26 protein-coding genes are annotated in these 26,055 nt (G+C 74.9%); 10 read left to right on the top strand and 16 right to left on the bottom strand.

Going from position 1 to position 26,055, the window contains the following annotated elements; all coding sequences use genetic code 11:
- Window positions 1-209 precede the first annotated feature (209 nt).
- A complete protein-coding gene (locus ACZ6AQ_RS08755; protein WP_468758530.1) occupies window positions 210-446 on the bottom strand; it encodes a DUF397 domain-containing protein in 237 nt (78 codons plus the stop codon).
- Window positions 447-759: 313 nt separating this feature from the next.
- Here ACZ6AQ_RS08755 and ACZ6AQ_RS08750 point away from each other — a divergent pair, with 313 nt between their 5' ends.
- Both ACZ6AQ_RS08750 and ACZ6AQ_RS08745 read left to right on the top strand, forming a co-directional pair.
- Window positions 760-1,179: a YciI family protein gene (locus ACZ6AQ_RS08750; RefSeq protein WP_468758528.1), complete on the top strand. Its 420-nt coding sequence runs from the start codon at window positions 760-762 to the stop codon at window positions 1,177-1,179.
- On the top strand, window positions 1,176-2,321 hold the full coding sequence (locus tag ACZ6AQ_RS08745) for an RNA polymerase sigma factor (protein ID WP_468758581.1): 1,146 nt from the start codon (window positions 1,176-1,178) through the stop codon (window positions 2,319-2,321). Before ACZ6AQ_RS08750 ends, ACZ6AQ_RS08745 begins: the two co-directional genes overlap by 4 nt.
- A gap of 13 nt (window positions 2,322-2,334) precedes the next feature.
- Here the strand turns inward: ACZ6AQ_RS08745 and ACZ6AQ_RS08740 are convergent, their stop codons facing one another.
- The 7 genes from ACZ6AQ_RS08740 to ACZ6AQ_RS08710 form a co-directional block, all read right to left on the bottom strand.
- Window positions 2,335-2,913, bottom strand: a complete 579-nt coding sequence (locus tag ACZ6AQ_RS08740; RefSeq protein WP_468758527.1) for a hypothetical protein — start codon at window positions 2,911-2,913, stop codon at window positions 2,335-2,337.
- The gene (locus ACZ6AQ_RS08735; RefSeq protein ID WP_388696062.1) at window positions 2,910-4,085 is read right to left on the bottom strand and encodes an ROK family glucokinase; all 1,176 of its coding nucleotides are present in this window, start codon (window positions 4,083-4,085) and stop codon (window positions 2,910-2,912) included. The genes ACZ6AQ_RS08740 and ACZ6AQ_RS08735 overlap by 4 nt, the downstream gene beginning before the upstream one ends.
- Before the next feature lie 36 nt (window positions 4,086-4,121).
- The gene (locus tag ACZ6AQ_RS08730) at window positions 4,122-4,916 is read right to left on the bottom strand and encodes an ATP-binding cassette domain-containing protein (RefSeq protein ID WP_388696065.1); all 795 of its coding nucleotides are present in this window, start codon (window positions 4,914-4,916) and stop codon (window positions 4,122-4,124) included.
- The gene (locus ACZ6AQ_RS08725) at window positions 4,913-5,962 is read right to left on the bottom strand and encodes an ABC transporter permease (protein ID WP_468758525.1); all 1,050 of its coding nucleotides are present in this window, start codon (window positions 5,960-5,962) and stop codon (window positions 4,913-4,915) included. The genes ACZ6AQ_RS08730 and ACZ6AQ_RS08725 overlap by 4 nt, the downstream gene beginning before the upstream one ends.
- Complete coding sequence (locus ACZ6AQ_RS08720; RefSeq protein ID WP_468758523.1) at window positions 5,959-6,978, bottom strand: sugar ABC transporter substrate-binding protein; 1,020 nt, start codon at window positions 6,976-6,978, stop codon at window positions 5,959-5,961. The genes ACZ6AQ_RS08725 and ACZ6AQ_RS08720 overlap by 4 nt, the downstream gene beginning before the upstream one ends.
- Before the next feature lie 311 nt (window positions 6,979-7,289).
- Entirely contained in the window at window positions 7,290-7,961 is a 672-nt protein-coding gene (locus tag ACZ6AQ_RS08715; protein WP_388696071.1) for a response regulator, read from the bottom strand.
- Complete coding sequence (locus ACZ6AQ_RS08710) at window positions 7,958-9,169, bottom strand: sensor histidine kinase (protein ID WP_468758522.1); 1,212 nt, start codon at window positions 9,167-9,169, stop codon at window positions 7,958-7,960. The genes ACZ6AQ_RS08715 and ACZ6AQ_RS08710 overlap by 4 nt, the downstream gene beginning before the upstream one ends.
- Window positions 9,170-9,314: 145 nt before the next feature.
- Here ACZ6AQ_RS08710 and ACZ6AQ_RS08705 point away from each other — a divergent pair, with 145 nt between their 5' ends.
- Window positions 9,315-9,536 carry a hypothetical protein gene (locus tag ACZ6AQ_RS08705; protein WP_468758520.1) on the top strand — a complete coding sequence of 74 codons (222 nt, stop codon included), beginning with the start codon at window positions 9,315-9,317 and terminating at the stop codon, window positions 9,534-9,536.
- A gap of 138 nt (window positions 9,537-9,674) precedes the next feature.
- On the opposite strand, the gene ACZ6AQ_RS08700 is transcribed toward ACZ6AQ_RS08705, so the two are convergent.
- Window positions 9,675-10,283, bottom strand: coding sequence for a dihydrofolate reductase family protein (locus tag ACZ6AQ_RS08700; RefSeq protein ID WP_468758519.1), 609 nt, complete (start codon window positions 10,281-10,283; stop codon window positions 9,675-9,677).
- A 221-nt stretch (window positions 10,284-10,504) separates the two neighbouring features.
- Between ACZ6AQ_RS08700 and ACZ6AQ_RS08695 the strand changes: the two genes are divergently transcribed.
- Complete coding sequence (locus tag ACZ6AQ_RS08695; RefSeq protein WP_468758517.1) at window positions 10,505-11,245, top strand: SDR family NAD(P)-dependent oxidoreductase; 741 nt, start codon at window positions 10,505-10,507, stop codon at window positions 11,243-11,245.
- Between the two features lie 207 nt (window positions 11,246-11,452).
- On the opposite strand, the gene alc is transcribed toward ACZ6AQ_RS08695, so the two are convergent.
- Window positions 11,453-12,568: an allantoicase gene (gene alc, locus ACZ6AQ_RS08690; protein ID WP_468758515.1), complete on the bottom strand. Its 1,116-nt coding sequence runs from the start codon at window positions 12,566-12,568 to the stop codon at window positions 11,453-11,455.
- 1 nt (window position 12,569) lies between these two features.
- Window positions 12,570-13,904, bottom strand: coding sequence for an allantoinase AllB (allB, locus tag ACZ6AQ_RS08685; RefSeq protein WP_468758513.1), 1,335 nt, complete (start codon window positions 13,902-13,904; stop codon window positions 12,570-12,572).
- Window positions 13,905-14,287: 383 nt separating this feature from the next.
- Between allB and ACZ6AQ_RS08680 the strand changes: the two genes are divergently transcribed.
- Window positions 14,288-15,094 (top strand): IclR family transcriptional regulator, encoded by an 807-nt coding sequence (locus ACZ6AQ_RS08680; protein ID WP_388696089.1) that lies wholly within the window; start codon window positions 14,288-14,290, stop codon window positions 15,092-15,094.
- A gap of 50 nt (window positions 15,095-15,144) precedes the next feature.
- Here the strand turns inward: ACZ6AQ_RS08680 and ACZ6AQ_RS08675 are convergent, their stop codons facing one another.
- Both ACZ6AQ_RS08675 and ACZ6AQ_RS08670 read right to left on the bottom strand, forming a co-directional pair.
- Window positions 15,145-15,828: an ABC transporter ATP-binding protein gene (locus ACZ6AQ_RS08675; protein ID WP_468758512.1), complete on the bottom strand. Its 684-nt coding sequence runs from the start codon at window positions 15,826-15,828 to the stop codon at window positions 15,145-15,147.
- Between the two features lie 70 nt (window positions 15,829-15,898).
- Window positions 15,899-16,978: an ABC transporter permease gene (locus tag ACZ6AQ_RS08670; RefSeq protein WP_468758510.1), complete on the bottom strand. Its 1,080-nt coding sequence runs from the start codon at window positions 16,976-16,978 to the stop codon at window positions 15,899-15,901.
- A gap of 112 nt (window positions 16,979-17,090) precedes the next feature.
- Between ACZ6AQ_RS08670 and ACZ6AQ_RS08665 the strand changes: the two genes are divergently transcribed.
- Window positions 17,091-18,323 (top strand): sensor histidine kinase, encoded by a 1,233-nt coding sequence (locus tag ACZ6AQ_RS08665; RefSeq protein ID WP_468758508.1) that lies wholly within the window; start codon window positions 17,091-17,093, stop codon window positions 18,321-18,323.
- Window positions 18,320-18,946, top strand: a complete 627-nt coding sequence (locus ACZ6AQ_RS08660) for a response regulator (protein ID WP_468758506.1) — start codon at window positions 18,320-18,322, stop codon at window positions 18,944-18,946. The genes ACZ6AQ_RS08665 and ACZ6AQ_RS08660 overlap by 4 nt, the downstream gene beginning before the upstream one ends.
- Window positions 18,947-19,095: 149 nt before the next feature.
- Here ACZ6AQ_RS08660 and ACZ6AQ_RS08655 read toward each other — a convergent pair whose 3' ends face one another.
- A complete protein-coding gene (locus ACZ6AQ_RS08655; RefSeq protein WP_468758504.1) occupies window positions 19,096-19,422 on the bottom strand; it encodes a DUF5955 family protein in 327 nt (108 codons plus the stop codon).
- Between the two features lie 194 nt (window positions 19,423-19,616).
- On the opposite strand from ACZ6AQ_RS08655, the gene ACZ6AQ_RS08650 reads away from it, so the two are divergent.
- Window positions 19,617-20,255, top strand: coding sequence for a nucleotidyltransferase family protein (locus ACZ6AQ_RS08650; protein WP_468758503.1), 639 nt, complete (start codon window positions 19,617-19,619; stop codon window positions 20,253-20,255).
- Between the two features lie 240 nt (window positions 20,256-20,495).
- Window positions 20,496-22,127 (top strand): malate synthase A, encoded by a 1,632-nt coding sequence (gene aceB / locus ACZ6AQ_RS08645; RefSeq protein WP_468758501.1) that lies wholly within the window; start codon window positions 20,496-20,498, stop codon window positions 22,125-22,127.
- An 84-nt stretch (window positions 22,128-22,211) separates the two neighbouring features.
- Here aceB and ACZ6AQ_RS08640 read toward each other — a convergent pair whose 3' ends face one another.
- Complete coding sequence (locus ACZ6AQ_RS08640; RefSeq protein WP_468758499.1) at window positions 22,212-24,008, bottom strand: hypothetical protein; 1,797 nt, start codon at window positions 24,006-24,008, stop codon at window positions 22,212-22,214.
- A 175-nt stretch (window positions 24,009-24,183) separates the two neighbouring features.
- Window positions 24,184-25,155: a fibronectin type III domain-containing protein gene (locus ACZ6AQ_RS08635; RefSeq protein WP_468758497.1), complete on the bottom strand. Its 972-nt coding sequence runs from the start codon at window positions 25,153-25,155 to the stop codon at window positions 24,184-24,186.
- 202 nt (window positions 25,156-25,357) lie between these two features.
- On the opposite strand from ACZ6AQ_RS08635, the gene ACZ6AQ_RS08630 reads away from it, so the two are divergent.
- Window positions 25,358-25,978 carry a hypothetical protein gene (locus tag ACZ6AQ_RS08630; protein ID WP_468758496.1) on the top strand — a complete coding sequence of 207 codons (621 nt, stop codon included), beginning with the start codon at window positions 25,358-25,360 and terminating at the stop codon, window positions 25,976-25,978.
- Window positions 25,979-26,055 lie beyond the last annotated feature (77 nt).

Genomic DNA, 26,055 nt, shown 5'->3' with positions numbered 1-26,055 from the left:
AACCATGGCCAATGCCTTACGGGGCGCTCACGCCAGGGCGCGTGTCGGAAGTGGCGTCGTTCGCCCGGAGGGCGGGCCCGGCGGTGTCCGGTGCGTGCGAGCACAAGGCGGAGGGTCACCCCGATACCGGATGTACCGGGGTGAGCCCGGCAACGCGGTGAGCGTGCGGGCCGGGCGCCGCCGGGCGGACGGGACTTCCGATACGTGCCCTAGACGGCGAGGTCGTCGAACTCCTCCCCCTTGACCCCCTCCGTGAAGGCCCTCCACTCGGCCTCCGTGAAGACGAGGGTGGGACCGGCGGGGTGCCGCGAGTTCCTGAGCGCGACCCCGCCGCCGGGCAGCCCCGCCGCCTCGACGCATTCGCCCGCCCCGATGCTCGCCCGCGCCTTCCTCCAGGCGACACCCGCGATCGCGTCCCCGGGAACGCCGTTCTCCACCACCGACATGTCCGTCCTCTCCGCTCGACGTCGGGGGCCTTCCGGCCACCGGCGTGGCGCGTTCCCATATGGGAACCGTCCGCCCCGCACATGCAAGGTTAGGAGGAGGCATCCGCGCGGGCACTTCCCCGAAAGAGTGCACTTCAGGGCCTACTTCCCCATGATCCTCTCGACGTTCCATACGATTTACAGATGTAACCTCCTCCGCTGTTCCGGAAGAGCCGGAAAAAAATCGGGCGGCGATGTCGAGAAACCGCGCCCGGCTCCGTCCCCGGGGTGAACGCGACCACAATGGGCCGCACCAGGACCGAGGAGAGACACCATGGCCAAGTACCTGCTGCTCAAGCACTACCGCGGCGCCCCGGCGGCGGTGAACGACGTACCGATGGACCGGTGGACGCCGGAGGAGATCTCGGCCCACATCCAGTACATGCACGACTTCGCGGCCCGGCTGGAGGAGAGCGGCGAGTTCGTCGACGGGCAGGCGCTCGCCCCCGGGGGTTCGTGGGTCCGTTACGACGGCGAGGGGCGTCCACCGGTCACCGACGGGCCGTTCGCCGAGACCAAGGACCTCGTCGCCGGATGGATGGTGATCGACGTCGACAGCCACGAGCGCGCCGTCGAACTGGCCGGGGAACTGTCGGCGGCGCCCGGGGCCGGCGGGAAGCCGATCCACGAGTGGCTCGAACTGCGCCCCTTCCTGGCGGCGCCGCCCACCGTCCCGGAATGCCCCCACGGATGAACGAGGCCCTGCTCCGGAGCCTCACACCGGACGTCCTCGCCGTCCTGGTCCGCCGCGGAGCCGACTTCGCGGCGGCCGAGGACGCCGTACAGGACGCGCTGGTCGAGGCGGTCCGCGTCTGGCCGGCCGACCCTCCGCGGGACGCGAAGGGCTGGCTGGTCACCGTGGCCTGGCGTCGGTTCCTCGACGCGACGCGCGCGGACACCGCCCGCCGCCGGCGCGAGGGCCTCGCGGACGAGGAACCGGCCCCCGGGCCCGCGCCCTCGGTGGACGACACGCTCAGCCTCTACTTCCTGTGCGCCCACCCGTCGCTGACGCCGTCGTCCGCGGTCGCGCTCACCCTGCGCGCCGTGGGCGGGCTGACCACCCGCCAGATCGCACGGGCCTATCTGGTGCCCGAGGCGACCATGGCGCAGCGGATCAGCCGGGCCAAGCGGACCGTCTCCGGTGCGCGCTTCGACCGGCCCGGAGACGTCGCCACCGTGCTGCGCGTCCTCTACCTGGTCTTCAACGAGGGCTACTCCGGGGACGTGGACCTCGCCGCCGAGGCCATCCGGCTCACCCGGCAGCTCGCCGCCGCCGTCGACCATCCCGAGGTGGCGGGGCTGCTCGCCCTCATGCTGCTCCACCACGCCCGGCGCGCGGCCCGGACCGGACCCGACGGCGCCCTGGTGCCGCTCGCCGAGCAGGACCGGAGCCGGTGGGACACCGGGCTGATCGCCGAGGGCGTCGGGGTCCTGCGGGCGGCCCTCGCCCGCGACCGCCTCGGCGAGTTCCAGGCGCAGGCCGCCGTCGCGGCCCTGCACGCCGACGCGCCCAGCGCCGAGGAGACCGACTGGGTCCAGATCGTCGAGTGGTACGACGAGCTCGCACGCCTGACGGACAGCCCGGTCGTCCGGCTCAACCGCGCGGTCGCCGTCGGCGAGGCCGACGGACCGCGCGCCGGTCTGGCGGCGCTCGCGGAGCTGGACGGCCCGCTGCCCCGCCGTACGGCGGCGGCGGCCTACCTCCACGAACGCGCCGGGGACGAGGGGACGGCGGCACGGCTGTACGCCGAGGCGGCCCGCGAGGCGTCCAGCCTCGCCGAACGCGACCACCTGAACCGCCGGGCCGCCCGGCTCAACGCCCGCCGGGAGGGGTGACGCGCCCGCCGGATCAGGGACTGGTGGCGGAGACCGCGTACACCTGCGGGAAGGCGGGCTCGGTCAGATCGACGGTGATGTCGGTGGCCGGGCGCGGCTTCTCGCGCCCGACGGTCGTCCCCGCCCAGGCCGTGCCCCCGCCGAAGGACCAGCCGGCGATCTCCGCGTCGCGGTCGCCGACGGTGACCAGCCCCTGCGTGAGCCGCGCGCGGCCGGTTCCGGAGTCCGCGAGGAAGGCGTCGAGGCCGGCGGCGGTCGTCGTGAAGCGGACGTACAGCCGGCTGGTCTTCCAGTTGCTGGTCTCGTAGTAGGCGACGTCCCAGGCGCCGGTGGGGATCGGGACCTCGAAGATCCGGCGCTTCATCTGGGAGGGCCAGTTGGCCTGGAGGCCGGCCACCGAGGACTCGCGCTCCTTGTCGCGTCCGCTGTCCCGGCTCTGGCCCGCGGAGATCACGAGGTAGCCGGCCGGGATGCCGACGAGGAGCACGATGATGACGGCCGTCAGCCAGCGGCGGCGGATCATGTGCCGGCGGTCCTCGGGGAGTCCGCCGCGCGGCGGACGCGGCGGGGCGACCGGAGGGGACGGGGTCATGAGGACGGGTCCTCGGGAGGCCGGACGGCCCGGCCCGGGGCCCCGCTGCGCAGGGCCTGGGCGTAGCGCTCGTACCGTTCGTACCGCTCCACCCGGCGCCGGTTGGCACGGCGGAAGCGGCGGGCGACGAGCCGGGCGAGGTCGGCGGCGCCGACCATGCCGGCCTCGGGGCCGAGCTGCGCGCGGACGAGACGGGCCTCGGGGCGGTAGCCGCGGCCGGTGAGGTGGCGGCGGAAGGAGTCGCGGGCGGGGCCGATGAGGAGGTCGTCGGCGGCGGAGACGCCCCCGCCGATGACGAAGCAGGAGGGGTCGAGGGCGGCGGCGAGGTTGGCGATGCCGACGCCGAGCCACTGGCCGATGTCCTGGAACAGCTCGACGCACATGGCGTCGCCCTCGCGGGCCAGCTCGGTGATGAGCGGGCCGGTGATGTCGGGGACGTGCCCCTTCACCCGCTCGATGAGGCCGTGCGCGACCGGGGAGTCGGCGGCGGCCAGCTCCCGGGCCTCGCGGACGAGCGCGTTGCCCGAGCTGTACTGCTCCCAGCAGCCGCGGTTGCCGCAGGGGCAGCGGTGGCCGCCGGGAACGACCTGCATGTGGCCGAACTCGCCGGCGACGCCGTACTTGCCCCGCTTGACCTGCCCGTCCTCCAGGATCGCGCCGCCGATGCCGGTGCCGAGGGTGATCATGACGAGGTGGTCCTCGCCGCGCCCGGCGCCGAAGCGCCACTCGGCCCAGGCGGCGGTGTTGGCGTCGTTGTCGACCATGACGGGGACGGCGAGGCGGCCCTGGAGGGAGTCGCGCAGGGGCTCGTTGCGCCAGGCCAGGTGGGGGGCGAAGAGGACCCGGGCCCGGTCGGCGTCCACCCAGCCGGCCGCGCCGATGCCGACGGCGTGCACGTCGTGCCGGTCGGAGAGGTCCAGGACCAGCTCGACGATGGTGTCCTCGACGACCTTCGGGCTCTTGGACTTGTCCGGGGTCTCCGTGCGGAGCGTCTCCAGGATGTTCCCGTCCGCGTCCACGACGCCGGCCATCACCTTCGTGCCGCCGATGTCGATGCCGACGGTCGGCACCCGGGGCGCCGTCAGGTGGGAGCGCCGCTCCCGGGTGCCGACGGTCCGCAGCACGGTGCCCCGGGCGGAGCCGCGGTGGGCGAGGTCACGGTAGGTACTCATCGGCTTCGATTCTGCCAGGTGGGGTGCGCGGGGCCGTTACGCGGCGGGGGGCCGTTCCAGTTCGTGGCGCAGGTCCTCCAGCTCGGTGCCGCCCGCCATCTGCCGGGTCAGTTCGTCCAGGGTGACGGAGCCCTTGGTGTGGCTGCCCGCCATGGTGCCCCGCTTGAGGAGGACGAAACGGTCGCCGACGAGGTGGGCGTGGTGCGGGTTGTGGGTGATGAGGACCACGCCGAGCCCCTGGTCGCGGGCGGCGGCCACGTACTTGAGGACCACCCCGGACTGCTTGACGCCGAGCGCGGCGGTCGGCTCGTCCAGGACGAGGACCTTGGCGCCGAAGTGGACGGCGCGGGCGATGGCCACGCACTGGCGCTCGCCGCCGGAGAGGGTGCCGATGGGCTGGTCGACGTCGCGCAGGTCGATGCCCATCCGCAGCAGGGCCTCGCGGGTGGTGGCGCGCATGAGCCCGACATCGAGCCGCTTGAGGGGCCCCTTGCCCCGGGTGGGCTCGGAGCCGAGGAAGAAGTTGCGCCAGACCGGCATGAGCGGGACCACGGCGAGGTCCTGGTAGACGGTGGCGATGCCCCGGTCGAGGGCGTCGCGCGGGTTGGCGAGGGTGACCTCCTCGCCCTCGACGCGGAAGGTCCCGGCGTCGTGCCGGTGCAGCCCCGCGATGATCTTGATGAGGGTCGACTTCCCGGCACCGTTGTCGCCGAGGACGCAGGTGATCTCACCCGCGCGCACCTCCAGGGAGACCCCTTCGAGGGCGCGGATGTTGCCGTAGTACTTGCTGACGTCGTCCAGCTCCACCAGCGGGGTCGTCCGCGCCGTCATTTGGTCGCCTCCACGCGCTTGCGGATCCAGGCGTTCAGGAGGGTCGCGAGCAGCAGCATCGCGCCCAGGAAGAACTTGAACCAGTCGGGGTTCCACTCGGCGTACACGATGCCCTTGCTCGTCATGCCGAAGATGAGGGCGCCGACCGCCGAGCCGATGGCGGAACCGTAGCCGCCGGTGATCAGACAGCCGCCGATGACGGCCGCGATGATGTAGATCAGCTCGTTGCCGACGCCCTCGCCCGACTGGACGACGTCGAAGGAGAAGAGCAGGTGCTGCCCGGAGATCCAGGCGCAGAGGGCCACGCCCGCGTAGAGGCCGATCCTGGTGCGGTGGACGGGGACGCCGACCGCGCGGGCCGCGTCGGCACCGCCGCCGACCGCGAAGACCCAGTTGCCGAAGCGGGTGCGGAGCAGGATCCAGGTGGCGAGCGCGACGAGGCCGAACCACCACAGGATGGTGACCTTGAACTCCACGCCGCCGAGGGTCAGCTGCGAGGCGAAGAGCTTCCGGGCGGAGGAGAAGCCCTCCATGTCGGCGATGGTCTTGGTGGAGACGGTGCCGCTGATCAGCTTGGTGAGGCCGAGGTTCAGGCCGGTCAGCATGAGGAAGGTGCCGAGCGTGATGATGAAGCTGGGCAGTTCGGTGCGGGTGAGCATGACGCCGTTGAACACGCCGATCGCCAGCGTGACGAGCAGCGAGACGCCGACGCCGACCCAGACGTTGGCCGTCATCTGGTAGCTGAACATGGACGAGATCAGCGCGGAGCTGGTGACCATGACGCCGGCGGAGAGGTCGAACTCGCCGCCGATCATCAGCAGGGCGACGGGGACGGCCATGATGCCGATGGTGGAGGCCGCGTAGAGGACGGTGCCGAGGCTGGAGGCGCGCAGGAAGCTGTCCGCGAAGACCGCAAAGAAGACGAAGACGGCGACCGCGCCGACGACCGAGCCCAGCTCGGGGCGGGCGAGCAGCTTCTTCAGAGGGGTCGTGCGCAGCAGCCGCTCGTCCACGTGGTCGGTGCCGGGCGGGGCGGTGGGGCTCATCGGGTGCCCCGATCCGCGTAGGCGACCAGTGCCGGGGCGTCGTCCTTCGTGATGATCTGGGGGCCGGTGAGAACGGGCCGGCCGCCGCCGAGGACGTCGGCGTTGTAGCGGTACAGCCAGAGCAGGTCGACGGCCTCGTACCCCTGGAGGTAGGGCTGCTGGTCGACGGCGAAGCCGAGGGTGCCGGCCTTGAGGGCGGTGGCGACCTTGGCGTTGAGGTCGAAGGTGTCGATCTCGGCCTTGCTGCCGGCGCTCTTCGCGGCCTGGACGGCGGTGTCGGCGAAGGGGGCGCCGAGGGTGACGACGGCGTCGATGTCCTTGTCGGACTGGAGCTTGGCCTCGACGGACGCCTTGACGTCGGGCATGTTGGTGCCGTCGACGTACAGGTTGACGAGTTCGCCGCCGAAGGTCTTCTTCGCACCGGCGCAGCGCTGCTCGTGGCCGACGTTGCCCTGCTCGTGCAGGACGCAGAGCGCCTTCTTCCTCCCCCGCCGGTCGAGCTCCTCGCCGACGGCCTCGCCGGCGACGGTCTCGTCCTGGCCGATGTGGGTGAGGGCGCCGTACGCCCTGGACTGCTCGGCGCCGGAGTTCACGGTGATCACCGGGATGCCGGCCTTGACGGCCTTCTCGACGGCGGCCTTCATGGCGTCGGGCTTGGCGAGGGTGACGATCAGGCCGTCGACGCCCTTGGCGATGTACGAGTCGACCAGCTGCGCCTGCTGCTGGGCCTCGTCGTTGTGGGCGTAGAGGAAGTTGATGTTGTCCTTGACGGCGGCCTGCTTGGCGCCCTTCTGGACGATGTCCCAGAAGGTGTCGCCGTCGCCGGAGTGGGTCACCATGGCGAAGGTCCAGCGGGGGGTGTCGACGGCCGCCCTGCCCTGGGCCTGGGCGGCCTTGCGGGCGTCCTCGGCCCGCTTGCCGCCGGTGCTGCTGCATCCGGCGAGCGCCGCCGTCAGCGCGAGCGCGAGCACGGCGCCGACTGCGGCGCGTACCCCTCCTGTCCGAACCCTGGTCACGAGGCCGTGCCCTCCTTTGTGTCCTTCTGCGTGCATTGCAGTATCGGTCATGCCGGTCGCGGCGCTCGCCGCGGGGCACGCCCGGGGGCGCGGGCGGGTCGCCGGCCGGGCCGGCGCGGGTCCACCGGGGACGGGGAAGGGCGCCGGAGCGCGGGGCACGGAGGGAGCGTAGCCCGGGGCGCCGGTGACGGAAAGCCGTCGGTCCGGCCGCGCCGCCGGATCCCCGGCCGTGCGGACGGCACCGCCCCGCGACGGGGCCGCGCGCGCCGGACCGGCCGGTACGGGGCGGAGCCGGCCGCGCTCCGGCCCGCCTACGGGCCCTCCGGCTCGTCCAGGAGGCCCGCGTCGTGGACGAGGAGGGCGATCTGGACGCGGTTGTTGAGACCGAGCCGAGCCAGGACGCGGGAGACGTACGTCTTGACGGTCGGCACGCTCATGTACAGCTCGGCGGCGATCTCCGCGTTGGAGCGACCGTGACCGACGGCGACGGCCACCTCCCGCTCCCGGTCGGTGAGCCCGGCGATCCGGTCGGCGGCCGCGACGCGCCGGGGCGGCTCCCGCCGCTCCGCGACGTGGGCCATCAGCCGGCGGGTGACGGCCGGGGAGAGGACGGGGTCGCCCGCGGCGACCCGGCGGACGGCGGCGACGATCTCGGCGGGCGGGGTGTCCTTGAGGACGAACCCGGCGGCGCCGGCCCGCAGGGCGCGCAGGACCTGCTCGTCGGCGTGGAAGGTGGTGAGGACGACGACCTCGGGGGCGCCGGGACGGGCCCGGAGGAGCTCGGTGGCGGTGAGGCCGTCGACGTGGGGCATGCGGATGTCCATGAGGACGACGTCGGGGGCGTGCCGGGCGACGAGTTCGGGGACGTCCCGCCCGTCGGCGCCCTCCCCGACGATGACGAGGTCGTCGGCACCGCCGAGCATGAGGGCGAGGCCCCCGCGGACCAGGGGGTCGTCGTCGACGATGAGCAGCCGGATGGTCATGGGGGCCACGGTAGCCAGGCGCGCACGGTGAATCCGCCGCCGGGGGCCGGACCGTGTGCGAGACGGCCCCCGGCGAGGGCGGCGCGCTCGGTGAGCCCGATGAGGCCCTGGCCGGATCCTGGCACGTGCGGGGCGGGTCCGGCGGGGGCCGGGTTGCGGACCTCGACGGTGAGGCCCTCGCCGGGGCGGCCCCGGACGGTGACGGTCACCGGGGCGCCGGGGGCGTGCTTGCGGGCGTTGGTCAGGCCCTCCTGCGCGATGCGGTAGGCGGTGCGGCCGGTGGCGGCGGGGACCGCGCCCGGGTCGTCGACGGTGGTGTCGAGGACGACCTCGGCGCCGGCCTCGCGGGATTCGTCGACCAGCGCGCCGAGGGTGGCGAGGGTGGGCTGGGGCCGGTCGCCGTCGCCGTTCTCGCCGGGGGCGCGCAGGACGCCGATGATCTCGCGCAGGTCCTGGAGGGCTTCGTGGGCGCTGTCGCGGATGACGCCGGCGGCGCGGGCGACCTGCTCGGGCGGGGCGTCGGGCCGGAACTCCAGGGCCCCGGCGTGCACGCTGAGCAGGGTGAGCCGGTGGGCGAGGACGTCGTGCATCTCGCGGGCGATGGCCTCGCGGGCGAGCCGCTGCGCCTGGGCCGCGCGCAGCCCGGCCTCGGCCTCGGCGCGGCGGGCGCGTTCCCTGAGGGCTTCGACGAGCTGGCGCCGGGAGCGGACGAGCATGCCCCAGGCGATGACGAGCAGGATGAGGACGAAGCCGAGGACGAGGGAGAGCGCGAGTCCGGTGGTGGGGTCGGGGCGGAGGAACGCCTGGGCGGTCGAGGTGGCCACGGCCAGCGCCCCGATCCAGGCGACCTCGCGGAAGGGGCGGCGCACGGCGACGCTGAACAGGCTCGCGAGGAGGGCCCCGGCGGCGACCGGTGCCACGGTGTTCGCCAGGGAGAGGCCGATCGCGAGCCCGGCCGGCCACCGGCGGCGCAGCCAGAGCGCGCAGCAGGCGGCGGCGCCGGCGAGCTGGTCGAGGAGGGTGACGGCCCCGCTGGTGTACTGCGCGCTGGTGTCGGCGGCGACGAGGCCGACGAGCGCGGCGAGCAGGAAGAGCGAGAGGTCCACGATCCAGTCGCGAACGGTGCGACGGGGCCGTCCCGCCCCGTCCCCGCCCGGTTCGGCCAGGTGGGAGGGGAGCAGCCAGCGCTGCCGGTCCGTACGGGTCATGTCCGCAATGTACGCAGCCGGGGGTGGCGCGGGCAGCGTGTGCGGCCGGGACGGTACCGAAGTCGCGGAGGTCGGTACTTCGGTAGCGGCGGTCGTGGACCGGGGACGGACGCGACCGGTTCCGGGGCCCGGCCATGATCGGCGCATGAAGAGATTTCTGGAGACCGCCGGGTTCCTGCTGGCCGTGTTCGGCGTCTGCGGGGTGATCCGCGAACTGACGGACGGCTGGTTCGGGTTCATGGGCCTGACCCGGTTCCTGACGGAGAACGTGGGGTTCCTGGAGGGCCGGGAGGTGTTCGCCAACGTCGTGATGGCGGCGCTCGGCGTGGTCGTCATGATCGCATCGGACCGGGTGCCGGAGTCCTGAGCGGCCGCCGCGCCCGGGGGCGGCGATCGGCGGAGCCGTCGTGAAGGGTTTCCTCCCCCTCTCCCGGAGGGGTGGGGGCTCCGGCGGCTCGCACGGGGCGGTCACCGCGCCCGGTGCGGCGGCCGGTGACCGCGCCTTTCAGTAGCTGCCGTACCGGGGGCGCCCCTGGAGCGCGTAGGTGTGGATCGCGACGCCCGCGCCGGTGGTGCGGGCCCCGGTGTGCCGGAAGGCGGTGGGGCGGACGCCGTCGGTGAAGAGGCGGCGGCCGGTGCCCAGGATCACGGGGAAGACCAGCAGATGGAGGGTGTCGATGAGGTCGTGGTCGAGGAGGGTGCGGGCGAGTCCGGCGCTCCCGTGCATCTGGATCTCCCCCTCGGTGCGCTCCTTGAGGGCGGCGACCTCGCGGGGGACGTCGCCCCGGAGCACGGTGGTCCCGGCCCAGCCGGGGTCGGTGAGGGTGGTGCCGGCGACGTACTTGGGGAGGCCGTTGAGCTTGCTCGCGATCGGGTCGCCGGGGTCGGTCCGCTCCGGCCAGTAGCCCGCGAAGATGTCGTAGGTGCGGCGGCCGAGGAGGAAGGCGGCGGGGCGGGCGAAGACCTCTTCCATGAACCGTCCGAAGTCCTCGTCGCCGTACGGCACGGACCAGCCGCCGTGCGTGAAGCCGCCGCCGGGGTCCTCGTCGGGGCCGCCGGGCGCCTGCTGGACGCCGTCGAGGGTGAGGAACTGGGTGAGGCTGAGCGTGGCCATGGCGGAGGTCCTCTCGCTTCTGCGGGCCGTGCTGTTCCGGAAGGGGTGACCGCGCCGCCGGGCGGAACTCATCGGTCCACCCGTGCGCCGGCCCCCGGCCCGCCGGGCGGGTTTCACCGGTCCGGCCCCGGGGTCGGTGTCCGATGGCCGCCGGCGCCCCGGCGCGCCGCCGACTTCCATGGGACCCGCGACCACTCGGTACGACCCACGGAGGTTTCGGGATGTCCACGATGAACGGCACGGCGGTCCTGGTGACGGGCGGCAGCCGGGGGATCGGCGCGGCGACGGCGGTACGGCTCGCCCGGGAGGGCGCCGACGTGGCCTTCACCTACGTCCGGGACGAGGCGCGGGCCGCGGAGGTCGCCGCGCGGATCGAGGAGGCCGGCCGGAAGGCGCTGCCCCTGCGGGCCGACGCGGCGGACGCCGGGGACGCGGCGGGCGCGGTGGCACGGGCGGCGGACGCCCTGGGCCGGCTCGACGTCCTGGTGAACAACGCGGGCGTCGGGCTCCTGGGCCCGCTGGAGTCGCTGACCCTCGCGGACGTGGACCGGGTCCTCGCCGTGAACGTCCGGGCGGTCTTCCTCGCCTCGCGGGCGGCGGCGGAGCGCCTGCCCGAAGGCGGCCGGATCCTCACGATCGGCAGCTGCGTGGCCCGGCGGGTGCCGGGGCCCGGCGCGACCCTCTACGCGACGAGCAAGGCCGCGCTCGTGGGCCTGACGAAGGCGCTCGCCCGGGAACTGGGCGGACGCGGCATCACGGCGAACCTCGTCCACCCCGGCCCCGTCGACACCGACATGAACCCGGCGGACGGCCCGTACGCGGACGGCCAGAAGGCCCTCACGGCCCTCGGCCGCTTCGGCACCCCGGACGAGGTGGCGTCGGTGGTCGCGTTCCTGGCGGGCCCGGAGGCGCGGTACGTGACGGGGGCGGAGTTCTCGGTGGACGGGGGGCACGCGGCGTAGCGCCCGGCGGGGCGGCGTCCCGGAGGGGGGACCGCCCGTCCGGGGCGGCGGGAGCGGCGGGGCTCCGGGCCGCCGCACGGCCGGCGCGCGCCCGTGCGGCGGCCCGGCGGGGTCCGGGGGCGCACCGGCGCTGCCGGGCCGGTGCGCCCCCGTGGACCGGGCGGGGTGTCGTCCCCCGCCCGGTCCACGGGGGCCGGGCGGGACGGGTCAGCCGCCCAGCTCCTGGTGACGGGCGGTCAGCCGCGCCGCGCCGGCTTCCGTGAGGGAGCCGAAGAGGCGCAGGCGGGAGATGCCGCCGTCCGGGTAGATGTCGATCCGGACGCGGGAGCCGGCCACCGGGGCGTCCAGGACGAAGCGGTGGTTGGTGTCGGGCTGGAGGCGGGTCCGGGGCAGGATCTCGGTCCACTCCTCCGAGCCCTCGGCGGCGACGGAGAGGGCGGCCCAGCCCGCGCTGTTGCCCTTGAGGTAGGCGGTGTCGATCTCGACGGCGCGGATCTCGGACTCGGCGGCCAGGGCGTAGCGGATCCAGTCGTTGCCCTTGTCGCGGCGGCGGCGGGTCTCCCAGCCGTCGTCCATCTTGCGGGAGCGGCCCGGCTGGATGGTGTGGGTGGCCGGGGAGTAGAAGCGGTCGGAGGCGTCCTCGACCCGGCCGCCGTTCTCCAGGGCCGCGAGGTCGAAGGTGCCGAGGGCGCCCAGCCAGGCCGGGTCGGGGACGACCTCGCCGTACACGCGGAGACGGGCGATGCCGCCGTCGGGGTGCTGGTTGACGCGCAGGTGCGTGAAGCGCTGCTCGGCCTCGACGGCGAAGCCGTTGGCGGCGTGGCCGCCGACGGCGGTGCGCGGGACGAGCACCGTCCACTTCACGTCGTCGGCGAGGAGCTCCTCGGGCGAGGGCGAACCGGCGACCGAGGCGCCCTCGACGGAGACGGCCTGCGGGTAGTTGCCCCGGAAGTGGGCGGTGTCGACGACGACGCCCCGGATCACGCCGGGAGCGCCGAGCCGTACGAGGGCCCAGTCGTGGTCGTCCTCGGTGGGGTGCGGTTCCTCGGCGGAGACGCCGCGGCGGCGGCGGGTCTCCCAGCCGTCCATGATCTTGCCCTTGTGGCCGAAGTGCTCGGGGTCGAACGCGGCGGCCCCGGGCGTGAGCAGGTTCTCGCGCTCGGCGAAGAACTCGTCGTTGGCCGCGATCACGCCCGCGCCCAGCCGCCGGTCCGCGAGGTCCGCGTATCCGGTGAAGGGGAAGTCGGCCGTGCGGTAGTCGGCGTACGGGTCGCCGCCGCCGTAGGGGCTCGCGTCACCGGTGAAGCGGGGTATGGACGACACGTCAGTTGTTCCTTTCGAGGAGTCGGCCGGAGGGTTCGGCGAGGGTGCCGCGGTCGGCGATCCGCTCGCCGCGCAGCCAGGTGGAGGTGACGACGCCGCTGAGGGTCTTGCCCGCGTAGGCGGTGATCCGGTTGCGGTGCTGGAGTTCGGCCGGGTCGACGGTGAAGACGGCGTCCGGGTCGAGGACGGCGAAGTCGGCGTCGCGGCCGGCCTCGATGGCGCCCTTGCGGTCGAGTCCGGCGAGCCGGGCCGGGCCCTCGGACATCCAGCGGACGACGTCCTCCAGGGTGTGGCCGCGGCGGCGGGCCTCGGTCCAGATGGCCGGCAGGCCGAGCTGGAGGGAGGAGATGCCGCCCCAGGCGGAGGCGAAGTCGGGTGTCTTGAGGTCGGCGGTGGACGGGGAGTGGTCGGAGACGACGCAGTCGATCGTGCCGTCCGCGAGCCCCTGCCACAGGGCGTCCCGGTTCGACGCCTCGCGGATGGGCGGGCAGCACTTGAACTCGGTGGCGCCGTCCGGGATCTCCTCGGCGGTGAGCGTGAGGAAGTGCGGGCAGGACTCGACGGTGATCTTCACGCCCTCGGCCCTGGCGGCGGCGAGGGCCGGAAGCGCGTCGGAGGAGGAGAGGTGCAGGACGTGGACGCGCGCATCGAGCCGGCGGGCCTGGTCGATCAGGTTCCCGATGGCCGTGTTCTCGGCGTCGCGGGGGCGGGAGGCGAGGAAGTCGGCGTACGCGCCGCCCGTCCGCCGGGGCGCGGCGGCGAGGTGGTGCGGGTCCTCGGCGTGCACGATCATCAGGCCGCCGAAGCCGGAGACCTCGGCGAGGGAGGCCGCCAGCTGCTCCTGGTCGAGTTCGGGGAACTCCTCGACCCCGGAGGGGGAGAGGAAGCACTTGAAGCCGAAGACGCCGGCGTCGTGCAGCGGCCGGAGGTCCTTGACGTTGCCGGGCAGGGCACCGCCCCAGAAGCCGACGTCGATGTGCGCCCTGGTCCGGGCGACGTCCTGCTTGACGCGCAGGTTCTCCACGGTGGTGGTGGGCGGCAGCGAGTTGAGCGGCATGTCGAGCAGGGTGGTGATGCCGCCGGCGGCGGCGGCGCGGGTGGCGGTCCAGAAGCCCTCCCACTCGGTGCGGCCGGGGTCGTTCACGTGCACGTGGGTGTCGACCAGACCGGGCAGGACGGCGTCGTCGCCGACGTCCTCCAGCCGGGCGCCGGCGGGAACCCCGGCGTCGTACGGCAGTACGGCCGCGATCGTCCCTCCGGAGACGGCGACCGACGCCGGGCGCGTCCCCCCGGGGGTGATGACGCGCGTCGAGCGCAGGACCAGGTTGACGTCCACGCGTACCCCTTCTTCCAGTTGTCCCCGTGCGTTCCACGGGCCGGGGCGACGGCCCGGAGGGCGCACGGGGGGATGCCCCGGAGCAGTGCTCCGGGGAGGAATTCAACGAACTGTTGAAGGAGTCTTCACTTCCGGACGACGTGCCGTCAAGGGTCCGGTCCCCGGACGGGCACCGGTCGGCACCCGCTTGGACGTTTCCATGAAGTGGAATGTAAATTTCACAGAGTAGAACGTAGCTCCGTACGGACGGGACGGCGCCGAGCCACCGCCGACACCGGACAAACACCCCCTGACCGGCCCCGACGCCGGGACCGGGACCGTGTGCGCCGACCGGCGGCCCGGTAGGCTGCTGCCTTGCCCGCCCGCCTCGAAAGGACCGTGACGTGCCGACGTCCAGCGCCAGCACCACCGACGCCGCCAAGCCCGCCGCGAGCGGGGGCGTCCAGTCCCTGGAGCGCGCCTTCGACCTCCTGGAGCGGATGGCCGACGCCGGGGGCGAGGTGGGCCTGAGCGAACTCTCCGCCAGCAGCGGACTGCCGCTCCCCACCATCCACCGCCTGATGCGCACCCTGGTCGCCTGCGGCTACGTGCGCCAGCAGCCCAACCGCCGGTACGCGCTCGGCCCCCGGCTCATCCGGCTCGGCGAGTCCGCCTCCCGCCTCCTCGGCACCTGGGCCCGGCCGTACCTCGCCCGCCTCGTCGAGGAGACCGGCGAGACCGCGAACATGGCGCTGCTCGACGGCGACGAGATCGTGTACGTGGCACAGGTGCCGTCCAAGCACTCGATGCGCATGTTCACCGAGGTCGGACGGCGGGTCCTGCCGCACTCCACGGGCGTCGGCAAGGCGCTGCTCGCGCACACCCCCGCGGAGGAGGTGCGCGCGCTGCTCGCCCGCACCGGCATGCCGGCCGCGACCGAGAAGACGATCACCACGCCCGAGGGCTTCCTGGACGCGCTCGCCGCGGTCCGCGAGGCGGGGTACGCGGTCGACGACAACGAGCAGGAGATCGGAGTCCGCTGCCTGGCGGTCTCCGTGCCGGACTCCCCCACCGCCGCGGCGATCTCCATCTCGGGCCCGGCGGGCCGGGTCACCGAGGCGGCCACGGAGAAGATCGTCCCCGTGCTCCAGGAGGTCGCCCGCGACCTGTCCGCGGCGCTGGCGAACACGGCGGGCGGCGGGGCGGCGTAGCCCTTCCGGGGGGGGCGCGCCGCCCCGGGAACGGCGCGTCCCGCCCGGCCTCAGCCCGTCGCCACCGGTTCCGTGAGCCGTCCGTCCCGGACCGCGACCGTGCGGTCCGCCCGGAACAGGTGGGCGCGGTCGTGGGTGACCAGGACCGTCGCCGTGCCCCGTTCCGCCGTGAGGCGGGTGAGCAGGTCCATGACCGCCGCCCCCCGCTCGTGGTCGAGCGCGCTGGTGGGTTCGTCCACGAGCAGGACGGACGGCTCGTTCATCAGCGCCCGCGCGATGTTGACGCGCTGCCGCTGACCGCCCGACAGCTGGTGCGGCCGGCGGCCGGCCAGGTCCGCGAGGCCGACCGCGTCGAGCAGTTCCAGGGCCCTCCCCCGTGCCGCCTTCGGGGCGCGCCCGGACAGGTGCGCCATCACCTGCACCTGCTCCGCCGCGCTCAGCGACGGCAGCAGGTTGGGCTGCTGGAAGACGATCCCGATGTGCTCGCGCCGCAGCTCCGCCCGGCCGGCCGGGGTGAGCGCCCCCGTGTCCGTACCGGCGACGGCGACCCGCCCCCGGTCCGGGGTGACGAGGGTGGCGGCGACCGCGAGCAGGCTGGACTTGCCGGAGCCGGACGGGCCGACGACCGCCGTGAGCGTGCCCGCGGGGACGGTGAGGGAGACGGCGTCGAGGGCGGTCAGCCGGCCGTCGCCGTCGGGGTAGGTGAGGGTGACGTCGTCGAGGACGAGGCTCATCGGGCGCTCCGGAGGACGAGGGGGAGGGCGGGGCGGTTCGGGTCGCTCCGGGGGGCGGCGGGGAGGTGGCTCACCGCGCGCTCCCGAGGGCGGTGAGGGGATCGACGGCGGTGATCCGCCGGACGGACAGGGCGGCGCCGAGCGCACCGAGCACGACGATGACGGCGGCCGGTCCGAGGACGGTGAGCGGTTCCAGGACGAAGGGCACGTTCCCCCCGCCGATCAGCGCGCCGATGCCGACCGCGAGCGCGGTCCCGAGGAGGGTGCCGGCGGTGAGCATGAGGACCGCCTGCCCGAGGGCGTCCTTGAGGAGGTACGGGGTGGAGGCGCCGAGCGCCTTGAGGACGGCGACGTCACCGGCGCGCTGGATGGTCCAGACGGTGAAGAAGGCTCCCACGACGAGTGCGGAGATGACGAAGAGGAAGCCGCGCATGAGCTGGAGGGAGCCGTTCTCCGCCTGGTAGGACCCTATGGCGGTGAGGGCGTCGCCGAGGGTCCGCGTCTCCGTGCCGACGGCCTCGTCGCCGGCCGCCCAGTCGGTCCCGTCCCGCCCGCTCAGGGCGATGACGGTGGCCTGCTCGCGCTCTCCGGGGCCGCCGTGCCCGAGCTTCCGCCAGTCGCCGAGGGAGGTCCACACCACGGGGGTGTGGCTGTACGAGGCGTCCCCGGAGACGGCCGCGACGGCGACCTCCAGGGGGCCGAGCCGCACGGTGCCGCCGGCGCCCACGCCCAGCTCCCGCGCCGCCGACTCCGACAGGACCGCCTTCCCTCCGGCGACCGGTCCGGGCGCGAGCCCGGACCCCGGCTCCGCGCCGAAGGCGGAGACGGCGGCGGTGCGGTCGCCCGCGACGGCGTTCAGGGTGCGGATGCCGAGCGGCGCCGCGCCCGTCACCCCGGGCCGCTCCGCCCAGGCCCGCCACTGCTCCTCCGTCACCGTCGAACGGGTGAAGGAGGCCGGCTGCCCGGCCGGCGACGCCGCGAAGGCCAGCCGGTCGGCGGGCAGGCCGGTGATCGCGGAGACGTTCTCCCGCGCGAGTCCGGCGGTCAGCCCGGACAACAGTCCCACGAGCAGGGTGATCAGCACGATCACCGTGCCCATGAGGGTGAAACGCCCCTTGGCGAATCTCAGGTCTCTCCATGCCACGAACATGCCGACCAGAGTGGTCCGCGCACCCCCGCGCGGGCATCGCGCCACGGATGGCTCCGCAATCAAACTTTCGGTTGAGCCCGGACCGCCGCCCGCTGTCTACGCTGGAGGGGTCATGGATTCCCGCCCCTCCCTCCACCCCGCCCCGCGCCCCCTCACCCCCGCCCCGTTCGTGCTGCGCCTCTGCCTGCACCTGCTCATGGCGGGTCTGCTCGTCCTGGCGGCGGTGCGGGCGCACTCGGCGGCCGGGACGGTGGCGGCGGCGGTGACCGGGGCGGTCTACGCGGCGGGACCGCGCCTGCCGGCAGTGCGCGGCTCCCGGCGGGCGGCCGCCGGCTGGCTGGGGGTCCTGGGGGCGTCCTGGCTGGCGATGCTCTGTCTGACGCCCGAGGCGCTCTGGGTGGCCTTCCCGCTCTACTTCCTCCAGCTGCACCTGCTGCCCGTCCGCTGGTCGCTGCCCGCGGTGGCGGTGACGGCGGGCGCGGCGATCCTCTCGTACGTGGGGCACGGCGCCGCGCTCAACCCCGGGGTCTTCATCGGGCCGCTGCTCGGTGCGGCGGTCGCGGTGGCGACGGTCCTCGGTTACCAGGCCCTCTACCGGGAGAGCGAGCGGCGGCGCCGGCTGATCGAGGAACTGATCGCGACGCGGGCGGAGCTGGCGGCGGCGGAGCGGCACGCGGGGACGCTGGCCGAGCGGGAACGGCTCGCCCGGGAGATCCACGACACGCTCGCGCAGGGCCTGTCCTCGATCCAGCTGTTGCTGCGGGCGGCCGAACGGGCGCTGCCGCCGGACTCCCCGGCCGCCGGGCACATCGACCGGGCGCGCCGGGCGGCGCAGGACAACCTGGCGGAGGCGCGGCGCTTCGTGCGGGCGCTGTCTCCCTCGGACCTGGAGCACGGTTCCCTGGCGGCGGCCCTGGAACGGCTGTGCGAGCCCGGGGCGGGCTCCGGTCCGTACGGGCCGGGGCCGCGGGTCCGGTTCTCGGTGAGCGGGACGCCGGTGGAGCTGCCGACGCCGTACGAGGTGGCGCTGCTGCGGATCGCGCAGTCGGCGCTCGCGAACACGGTCCGGCACGCCTCGGCCTCGCGGGCCGAGATCACCCTGTCGTTCATGGGCGCGTCGGTGACGCTGGACGTGGTGGACGACGGGCGGGGCTTCGATCCCGGCTCCGTGCGCCCCTCGTCCGAGGGCGGCTTCGGGCTTCCCGCGATGCGTTCGCGGGCGGAGTCGCTGGGCGGTGCGTTCACCGTCGAGTCCGCGCCCGGCCAGGGCACCGCCGTCGCCGTCTCGCTGCCCCTTCCCGCCGGAGGCCCCGGAGCCTCCGCTCCCGCCGGAGGTTCCGCATGACCGTCCGTCTGCTGCTCGCCGACGACCACCCGGTGGTACGGGCGGGTCTGCGCGCCGTCCTCGACACCGAACCGGACTTCACGGTCGTCGCGGAGGCCGCCACCGCCGAGCGCGCGGTGGAGCTGGCCGCCGCCGGGGGCGTCGACGTGGTCCTCATGGACCTGCAGTTCGGTTCGGGAGCGCACGGTTCGGAGGCGACGGCGGCGATCACGGCGGCGCCGGACGGGCCGAAGGTGCTGGTCCTGACGACGTACGACTCGGACGCGGACATCCTGGCGGCGGTGGAGGCGGGCGCCTGCGGCTACCTCCTGAAGGACGCGCCCCCGGAGGAGCTGGCGGCAGCGGTCCGGACGGCGGCGGCCGGACGGTCGGCCCTCGCGCCGGCGGTCGCGCACCGGCTGATGGACCGGATGCGGACCCCGGCGGAGGCGTTGACCAAGCGTGAGCTGGAGGTGCTCCGGCTGGTCGGCGAGGGGTTGTCGAACCAGCAGATCAGCAAGGCGCTGTTCCTGAGCCAGGCGACGGTGAAGTCCCACCTGGTCCACGTCTTCGCGAAGCTGGGCGTGGACTCCCGCACGGCGGCGGTGGCGGCGGCGACGGCACGGCGCCTGATCCGGCGGTAGGGGGCGGACCGCGGCCGGCGGGCGCCCCCGGGCCCCGGCCGGCCGTCGGGCCCCGGCGGGCTGTCGGGCCCCGACCGGCCGTCGACCCGAACCTCCGTCCGGCCGGTCCCCCGCCTCCGCCCCGGACCCCGGGCCCTCCTGACGGCCTTTCAGCCCGTGGTGTTCCGCTCCGGCGGCGGGCCGAAGAGTTCGACGGCCCGGCGGACCCCCGCGAGGCCGTCCGCGAGCGCGCTGACGGAGCCGACGCAGCCCGCGACGATCAGCAGGGAGCGGCGCAGCCGCCGTACCTCCGGAGCACCGGCGAGCGCCATGGCGTCGAGCGCGGCGAGTTCTCCCTCGGCGATCTCACGGTCGGCGAAATCGGCGCGGTGTGCGGCCAGTTCACGCCGGAGCCGAGACACCGCGCACCGCAGTTCGGCCACCCTGGGGTCCACGACCTCGCCGCCCACTCGCCTCTGCCCCACGCTTCGCAACATGGTTCTCCCCCTCGCACGACACTGTGCGCAGAACTCCACACCGGGAACACTCCGAACGCTCAGGACCGGCCTGCGGAAAGGCGGCCGGGCGCCGCGAGTCGGGCCAGTAAACTCCTTCGCCACCCTCCGCGCCACCCCCCGCAAGGCTGATTCGGGCACCCGTGCCGTCACCCCCGACGGGGTAGGCAGTCCCCATGACGACCGCAGACTATCGAACAAGCGATCGATTCACTGGCCGTTCCGCCGGGGTGGCCGGACTCCTGCTCGCCGCCGGGGGCGGGCGCCGGCTCGGGGGCCGCCCCAAGGCACTCCTCACCCACCGGGGCCGCCCCCTGGTCGAGCACGCGGCGGGGGTGCTGCGGGCGGCCGGGTGCGAGGTGGTGCACGTGGTGCTGGGGGCGGCGGCCGACGCCGTGCGGGAGCGGGCCGACCTGCCCGGATGCGTCCTGGTGGAGAACCCGGGATGGGCGGAGGGGATGGGCTCCTCGCTCCGGGCCGGGCTCGCGTCGCTCGCCGCCGATCCGCGCGGAGTGGACGCGGCGCTCGTCCTCCTCGTCGACCAGCCGGGGATCGGGGCGGAGGCGGCGGCCCGGGTCCGGGCGGCCTACGCGTCGCGGGACTCGCTGGCGGCGGCCTCGTACGGGGGGCGGCGGGGCCACCCGGTGCTGCTCGGCGCCGGGCACTGGGCGGGCGTCGCGGAGGCGGCGACGGGCGACCGGGGCGCACGGGACTATCTGGCGGCGCGCGGGGACGCGGTCACGCCGGTGGAATGCTCCGACGCGGCCGATCCCCACGACATCGACACCGAGGCGGATCTGGCGCGCCTGGAGTGAGGCCGGGACGGGCGGGCGCCCGGCACCGGGCGCCATGTTCTGTCGATCCGGAGAATCTCGACATCAACAAACGATTGAACTTCCACCATGAGGAAACTAGTATCCACTGTTCAGAAGCGCCTGCTGCTCCAGAGGGCGCTCGCGGCCGCATCCCGGCTCCGGCGGCACTCCGTGCCGTCCCGTGACGCCCGGCGGCCGCATGGCACCGCCCGCGAAGTCCGCTGAAGGAAGTGACAGTTCATGTCCGCACCAGCGCCGTCCCCCCTGGTCGTCGTCGATGCCGAGCCCCTGCCGCGCCAGGAGGAGGTGCTCACCGAGGCCGCCCTGGCCTTCGTCGCCGAACTGCACCGGCGGTTCACCCCGCGCCGGGACGAACTCCTCGCCCGCCGGGCGGAGCGCCGCGCCGAGATCGCCCGCACCTCCACCCTGGACTTCCTGCCGGAGACCGCCGCGATCCGCGCCGACGACTCCTGGAAGGTCGCGCCGGCCCCGGCGGCCCTGAACGACCGCCGGGTCGAGATCACCGGCCCGACCGACCGCAAGATGACGATCAACGCGCTCAACTCCGGCGCGCGGGTCTGGCTCGCCGACTTCGAGGACGCCTCGGCGCCGACCTGGGAGAACGTCGTCCTGGGCCAGCTCAACCTGATCGACGCGTACACCCGGAACATCGACTTCACGGACCCGCGCTCGGGCAAGTCGTACGCCCTCAAGCCCGCCGACGAGCTGGCCACGGTCGTCATGCGGCCGCGCGGCTGGCACCTGGAGGAGCGTCACCTCACGTTCGACGGACGCCCGGTGCCGGGCGCGCTGGTCGACTTCGGCCTGTACTTCTTCCACAACGCGCGGCGGCTGATCGACCTCGGCAAGGGCCCGTACTTCTACCTGCCCAAGACGGAGTCGCACCTGGAGGCCCGCCTCTGGAACGAGGTCTTCGTCTTCGCCCAGGACTACGTCGGCATCCCGCGGGGCACCGTCCGCGCCACCGTCCTCATCGAGACCATCACGGCCGCGTACGAGATGGAGGAGATCCTCTACGAGCTGCGCGAGCACGCCTCCGGCCTGAACGCGGGCCGCTGGGACTACCTCTTCTCCATCGTCAAGAACTTCCGTGACGGCGGCGCCAGGTTCGTCCTGCCGGACCGCAACGCGGTCACGATGACGGCCCCGTTCATGCGCGCGTACACCGAACTCCTGGTGCGCACCTGCCACAAGCGCGGCGCGCACGCGATCGGCGGCATGGCGGCCTTCATCCCGTCCCGCAGGGACGCCGAGGTCAACAAGGTCGCGTTCGAGAAGGTCAAGGCCGACAAGGACCGCGAGGCCGGCGACGGCTTCGACGGCTCCTGGGTCGCCCACCCCGACCTGGTGCCGATCGCGATGGCCTCCTTCGACGCCGTCCTCGGCGAGAAGCCGCACCAGAAGGACCGCCTCCGCGAGGACGTGTCCGTCGCCGCCGGCGACCTGATCGCGATCGACTCCCTCGACGCGAAGCCCACCTACGACGGCCTGCGCAACGCCGTCCAGGTCGGCATCCGCTACATCGAGGCGTGGCTGCGCGGCCTCGGCGCCGTCGCCATCTTCAACCTGATGGAGGACGCGGCCACCGCGGAGATCTCCCGCTCCCAGATCTGGCAGTGGATCAACGCCGGCGTCGAATTCGAGCACGACGGGGAAACGGTGAAGGCCACCCCCGAGCTGGCCCGCGAGGTCGCCGCCGCGGAACTGGCCGCCATCCGCGCCGAGATCGGCGAGGACGCCTTCGCGGCCGGGAAGTGGCAGCAGGCCCACGACCTGCTCCTGCGCGTCTCCCTCGACGCGGACTACGCGGACTTCCTGACGCTCCCCGCGTACGAGCAGCTGACCGGCTGACCCCGGACCCCGGCCCGCACGACGCCCTCCGCCCCCGGTGAACGCACGGCTCCGGGGGCGGAGGCGTGCCCGGGGACGGACGCCTCACGGGAGGACGACGCCGAGCGGCCCCAGGACCCGCGCGGTCTCGTGGCGGTCCGCCCCGGTCATCGCGCGGACCAGGGCGGCGGAGCCGCCGGGCCAGGTGGCCGCGGCCCGGTCGAAGGCGGCGCGGCGGGACTCCAGGGGGCCCCGCTTGGCGGGAAGCGAGTCGAGGACGCACAGCGCCCGCGCCGAGGCGGGCACCCGGAGCGGATCGGCCTCCTCGCCCCGGGCCTCCAGCGCCCGCAGGACGTACGCGCCGAGCACCGGGTCGCCGAGGGCGGCGCGCAGCGCGTCCGGCGGGGCGGCGGAGGTGTCCAGGACGGTGAACAGCCTCCGGACGGCGGCCGCTTCGGAGGTGCCGGCGTGGACGGTGCCGAGCGCGTCGAGGAGTTCGGTCCAGGCGCGGGCGGTGTTCACGCGCGCCCGGAGCCAGGCGGTGAGCACGCGCGCGGCGGCGGACGCGGGCCAGGCCCCGGCGGCGGCGACCAGGACGGGCGCGGGCCAGGCGGCGGCCTCGGCGGCATCGGGCGCGGCGACTCCGCGCACACGGAGGAGGTAGCGCAGGGTGCCCGCGCCGCGCGGGGTGAGCCCGAAGGCGTCACCGGCGCGGAAGACCAGACCGGTGGCGGCGAGCCGGTCGAGGACGGCGGCCAGGTCCCGGGCGGGTCCTTCGAGCCGGGCCCGTTCGGTCTCGTCCGGCTCCGGCGTGCCGAGCAGCCGGATCAGCTCCGGCACGGGCGGGACGGCGTACGCGCCGGGGGTGCCGGAAGCGCCGTCCGGCACCGGCACGGGCAGGTCCTCCAGGGCCGGATCGACGTTCCGGTCCTCGTACTCGGCGGCCTTGCGGGCGACGGACTCCGCGGAGCAGCCGCGCCGGTAGACCACGTACAGCAGGTGCGGGGCCTCTCCCCCGTACGGCTCGAACTCCTCCTCCGCCAGCTCCTCGACGGCGGCGAGGAGGGCGTCCGCGTCGGCCTCGACGGGCCCCGGCGCGATGACGGGCGGCGGGGGCACGGGGACGCCGGGGTCCCCGTGGTGGTCGAGGTGTTCGTCGAGGAGGGCGTCGGCCAGGTCGAGGTGGGGGAAGGCGCCGGGTCCGGGCGCGTAGTGCGCGTACGGTCCGGCGAGCTGTTCGGCGAGCCCGGCGGCGGTCCACCGGTCCTGGAGCGCGGCGGCCACCCGGCCGATGCCGGCCGCGACGGCGTGGTCGGTGAGCAGCGGACCGGCGGGCGGGGGCGCCTCGGCGTCCCGTACGTACGCGCGCGTGAGCGCCTCGGTGAGCAGGGCGTCCGCGAGGGCGGTCCGGCCCATGAGACCGGCCCGGTGCACGCCGTCGGGGAGGGGGGCGCCGTCGAGGGCGGGGAGCCTGCGCCGTACGTCCTCGGGGTCGGTGAGGTCGGCGCCGCAGGTCCGCAGCAGGGAGGCGTACCAGCGGTGCCAGGTGAGGTTCCCGGGGTCGCGCATGGCCCGTTCGAAGTCGGGCACGGCCTCCGCGACCGCTCCGGCGATCCGTTCGGCGCACTCCTCGTCGAAGCGGGCGGCGAGCGCTCCGAGCACGGCGGGGCAGAGCGCCAGGTCGCCGGGCGGCAGGTACACGAACGCCGGCAGGTCCTCCACGAGGAGCCGACGCGCCAGCGCGGGCGTCGGCTCGGGCACGCCCGTCCCCCGGTCGGCCCCCCGGAGCGCGAGGAGCCCGAACACCGCCTCGGCGGCACGCGCGAACGCGGGGTCGCGGCGCTCGGGCGCTTCGTCGAGGAAGCCGTCGAGCCCGGTGTTGGTGAGAACGGTCTCGGCCACGCCTACCAGGGTAGTTCGGGGCGGCCGGTTCCGGGCGGCAAGGACCGGGGGGCAGGTGTGTCGCGGGGCGGGAGGCGGGACTCCCGGGGGGAGGTGTACGGGGCGGACGGCCGGGCCGGGGCGGGGGTCGGAACGGGGGCCGGGGCGGGGGTCGGAACAGGGGCCGGGGCGGGGGTCAGCGCACCACCACCGTCCTCGGTGCCGAGAAGTCACCCCAGGTGCCGTCCGGGAGCCGGGCGCGGAGGGTGACGGTGTAGCGGGTGCCCGGGGGGTCGGTGACCGGGAAGGTGTAGGTGGCGCGGCCCGTGGGCGGTTCGGTGCCCCAGACGATGGTGGTGGCGAAGCGGCCGTCGAGGTGCAGTTCGTGGTGGGTGACCGGGGCGCCGGTCTCCGGCGGGGTCCAGGTGAGGGTGATCTCACCGCCCTTCGCGGCGGTGGCGGTGAGACCGGTGGGGGCCGTGTTGGGGGGTGCGCCCGGTGCGGGGGCGGTGGTGAGGTCGACCGCGTCGCTGTCCGGGGAGGAGTTCTCGGCGGCGTCGCGGGCCCGGACGGTGAACGCGTAGGCGGTGCCGGGGCGCAGGCCGGTGACGAGGGCGTCGGTGGCGGTGCCCGGGACCGTGTGGACGCGGGCGTCGGCCTGGTACACGTCGTACGCGGTGACCCCGGTGTCGTCCCGGGCCGGGGACCAGCGGAGGGTGGCGGCGCGGCTGCCGCCGGGGGTGACGCGGAGGCCGGTCGGGGCGGTGGGGGGCGTGCGGTCCTCGGCGGCGGCCGGGAGGGTGGTCGCGGCGACGGTGGCGCTGGGGAGGGAGACGTTGCCCGCGGCGTCGCGGGCGCGGACGGCGAAGCGGTGGGGGGTGGCCGGGGCGAGCCCGGTGACGTCGGTCATGAGGGTGGTGGCAGGGAGGTCCTTGACCTTGCGGCCCTCGCGGTAGACCTCGTAGCCGGTGACGGCGCGGTCGTCGGTGGCCGCGCTCCACATGACGTGGACGGTGCTCGCGCTGCCCGCCGTGGCGGTGACGCCGGTGGGCGCGGCGGGGGGCCGGACGTCCCCGGCTTCGGGTCCGGCGGTGGAGCAGGCGGCGAGGACGAGCGCGAGGAGCGGTCCCAGGGCTGCCGAAAGCCTTGGGGGGAGCGGGCGTTGCACGGGCGGGCCTCCGTCCGTCGGAAAGGTCCAGACCTATATCGCACAGGCGGGGCGGCCCCGACAAGGGGGCGCCGTGAAGTGGGGCGCCGGGAGCCCGCCTCCACCGGAGGCCGCCGACGACGGGCGTCGGCCGCGGAGGCGTTGTCAGTGGGGTGCGCTTCACTGGAATCGTCACTCTGCGTAGTCGATTTCTGGGGGGATCATGACGGACCGTACGACCTATGTGGCGCTCGCCGGGGTGCGCCGGCGCGGCTGGACCGACGCGATGGTGCGGGACCTGCTCGGCGCGCCCGACGTGCAGGGGCGCGATCCGCGCCGCTGGTCCCTCGCGCCGGTGCGCCTCTATCTGCTCGCCCGGGTGGAGGCGGTGGAGCGGACGCCCGAGTTCGCCGGGGCCTCGGCGCTCTCGCGGGCCCGCTCCTCCGCCACCGGGGCGTACGCCGCACGGCGGCGGGCCGCCGTCCTGGCCGCGATCCGCGCGGAACCGATCGAGGTGCCCCGCCTCCCCCTCCCCGAGCTGGAGCGGCGCGCGGTCCTCCACCGGCACGCGCTGGGGGCCCGGAGTCCGGGGCCGGGGACCGGGAGGGAGGCGGGAGCGGTGCCGGGCGGGGGCGGGCCGCCCGCCGGGGCGCTCGCGCGGTGGCAGGTGAGCTACCTGCGGCACGCCCTCTCGCGGTACGAGGCGCTGCTCGACGGGCTGTACGGCGAGACCGGCCGCGGTGAGGCCGAACGGCTGCTGCGCGGGCGGCTGTACGAGGCGATCGCCGCCGCCTACCCGTCGCTGGCCCGGGAGTGCCGACGGCGGACGGCGGTGGAGGGGTGAGCGCGCGGGCGCCGGATGCCGGTCGCCGGGGTGGTCCGGGCCGGACGGGGTGTGCCGGGCCCCGGCGGCACGCGCCC

It is taken from the genome of Streptomyces sp. NPDC041191, from assembly GCF_055591945.1.
This window is presented reverse-complemented; position numbering and strand designations above follow the sequence as displayed.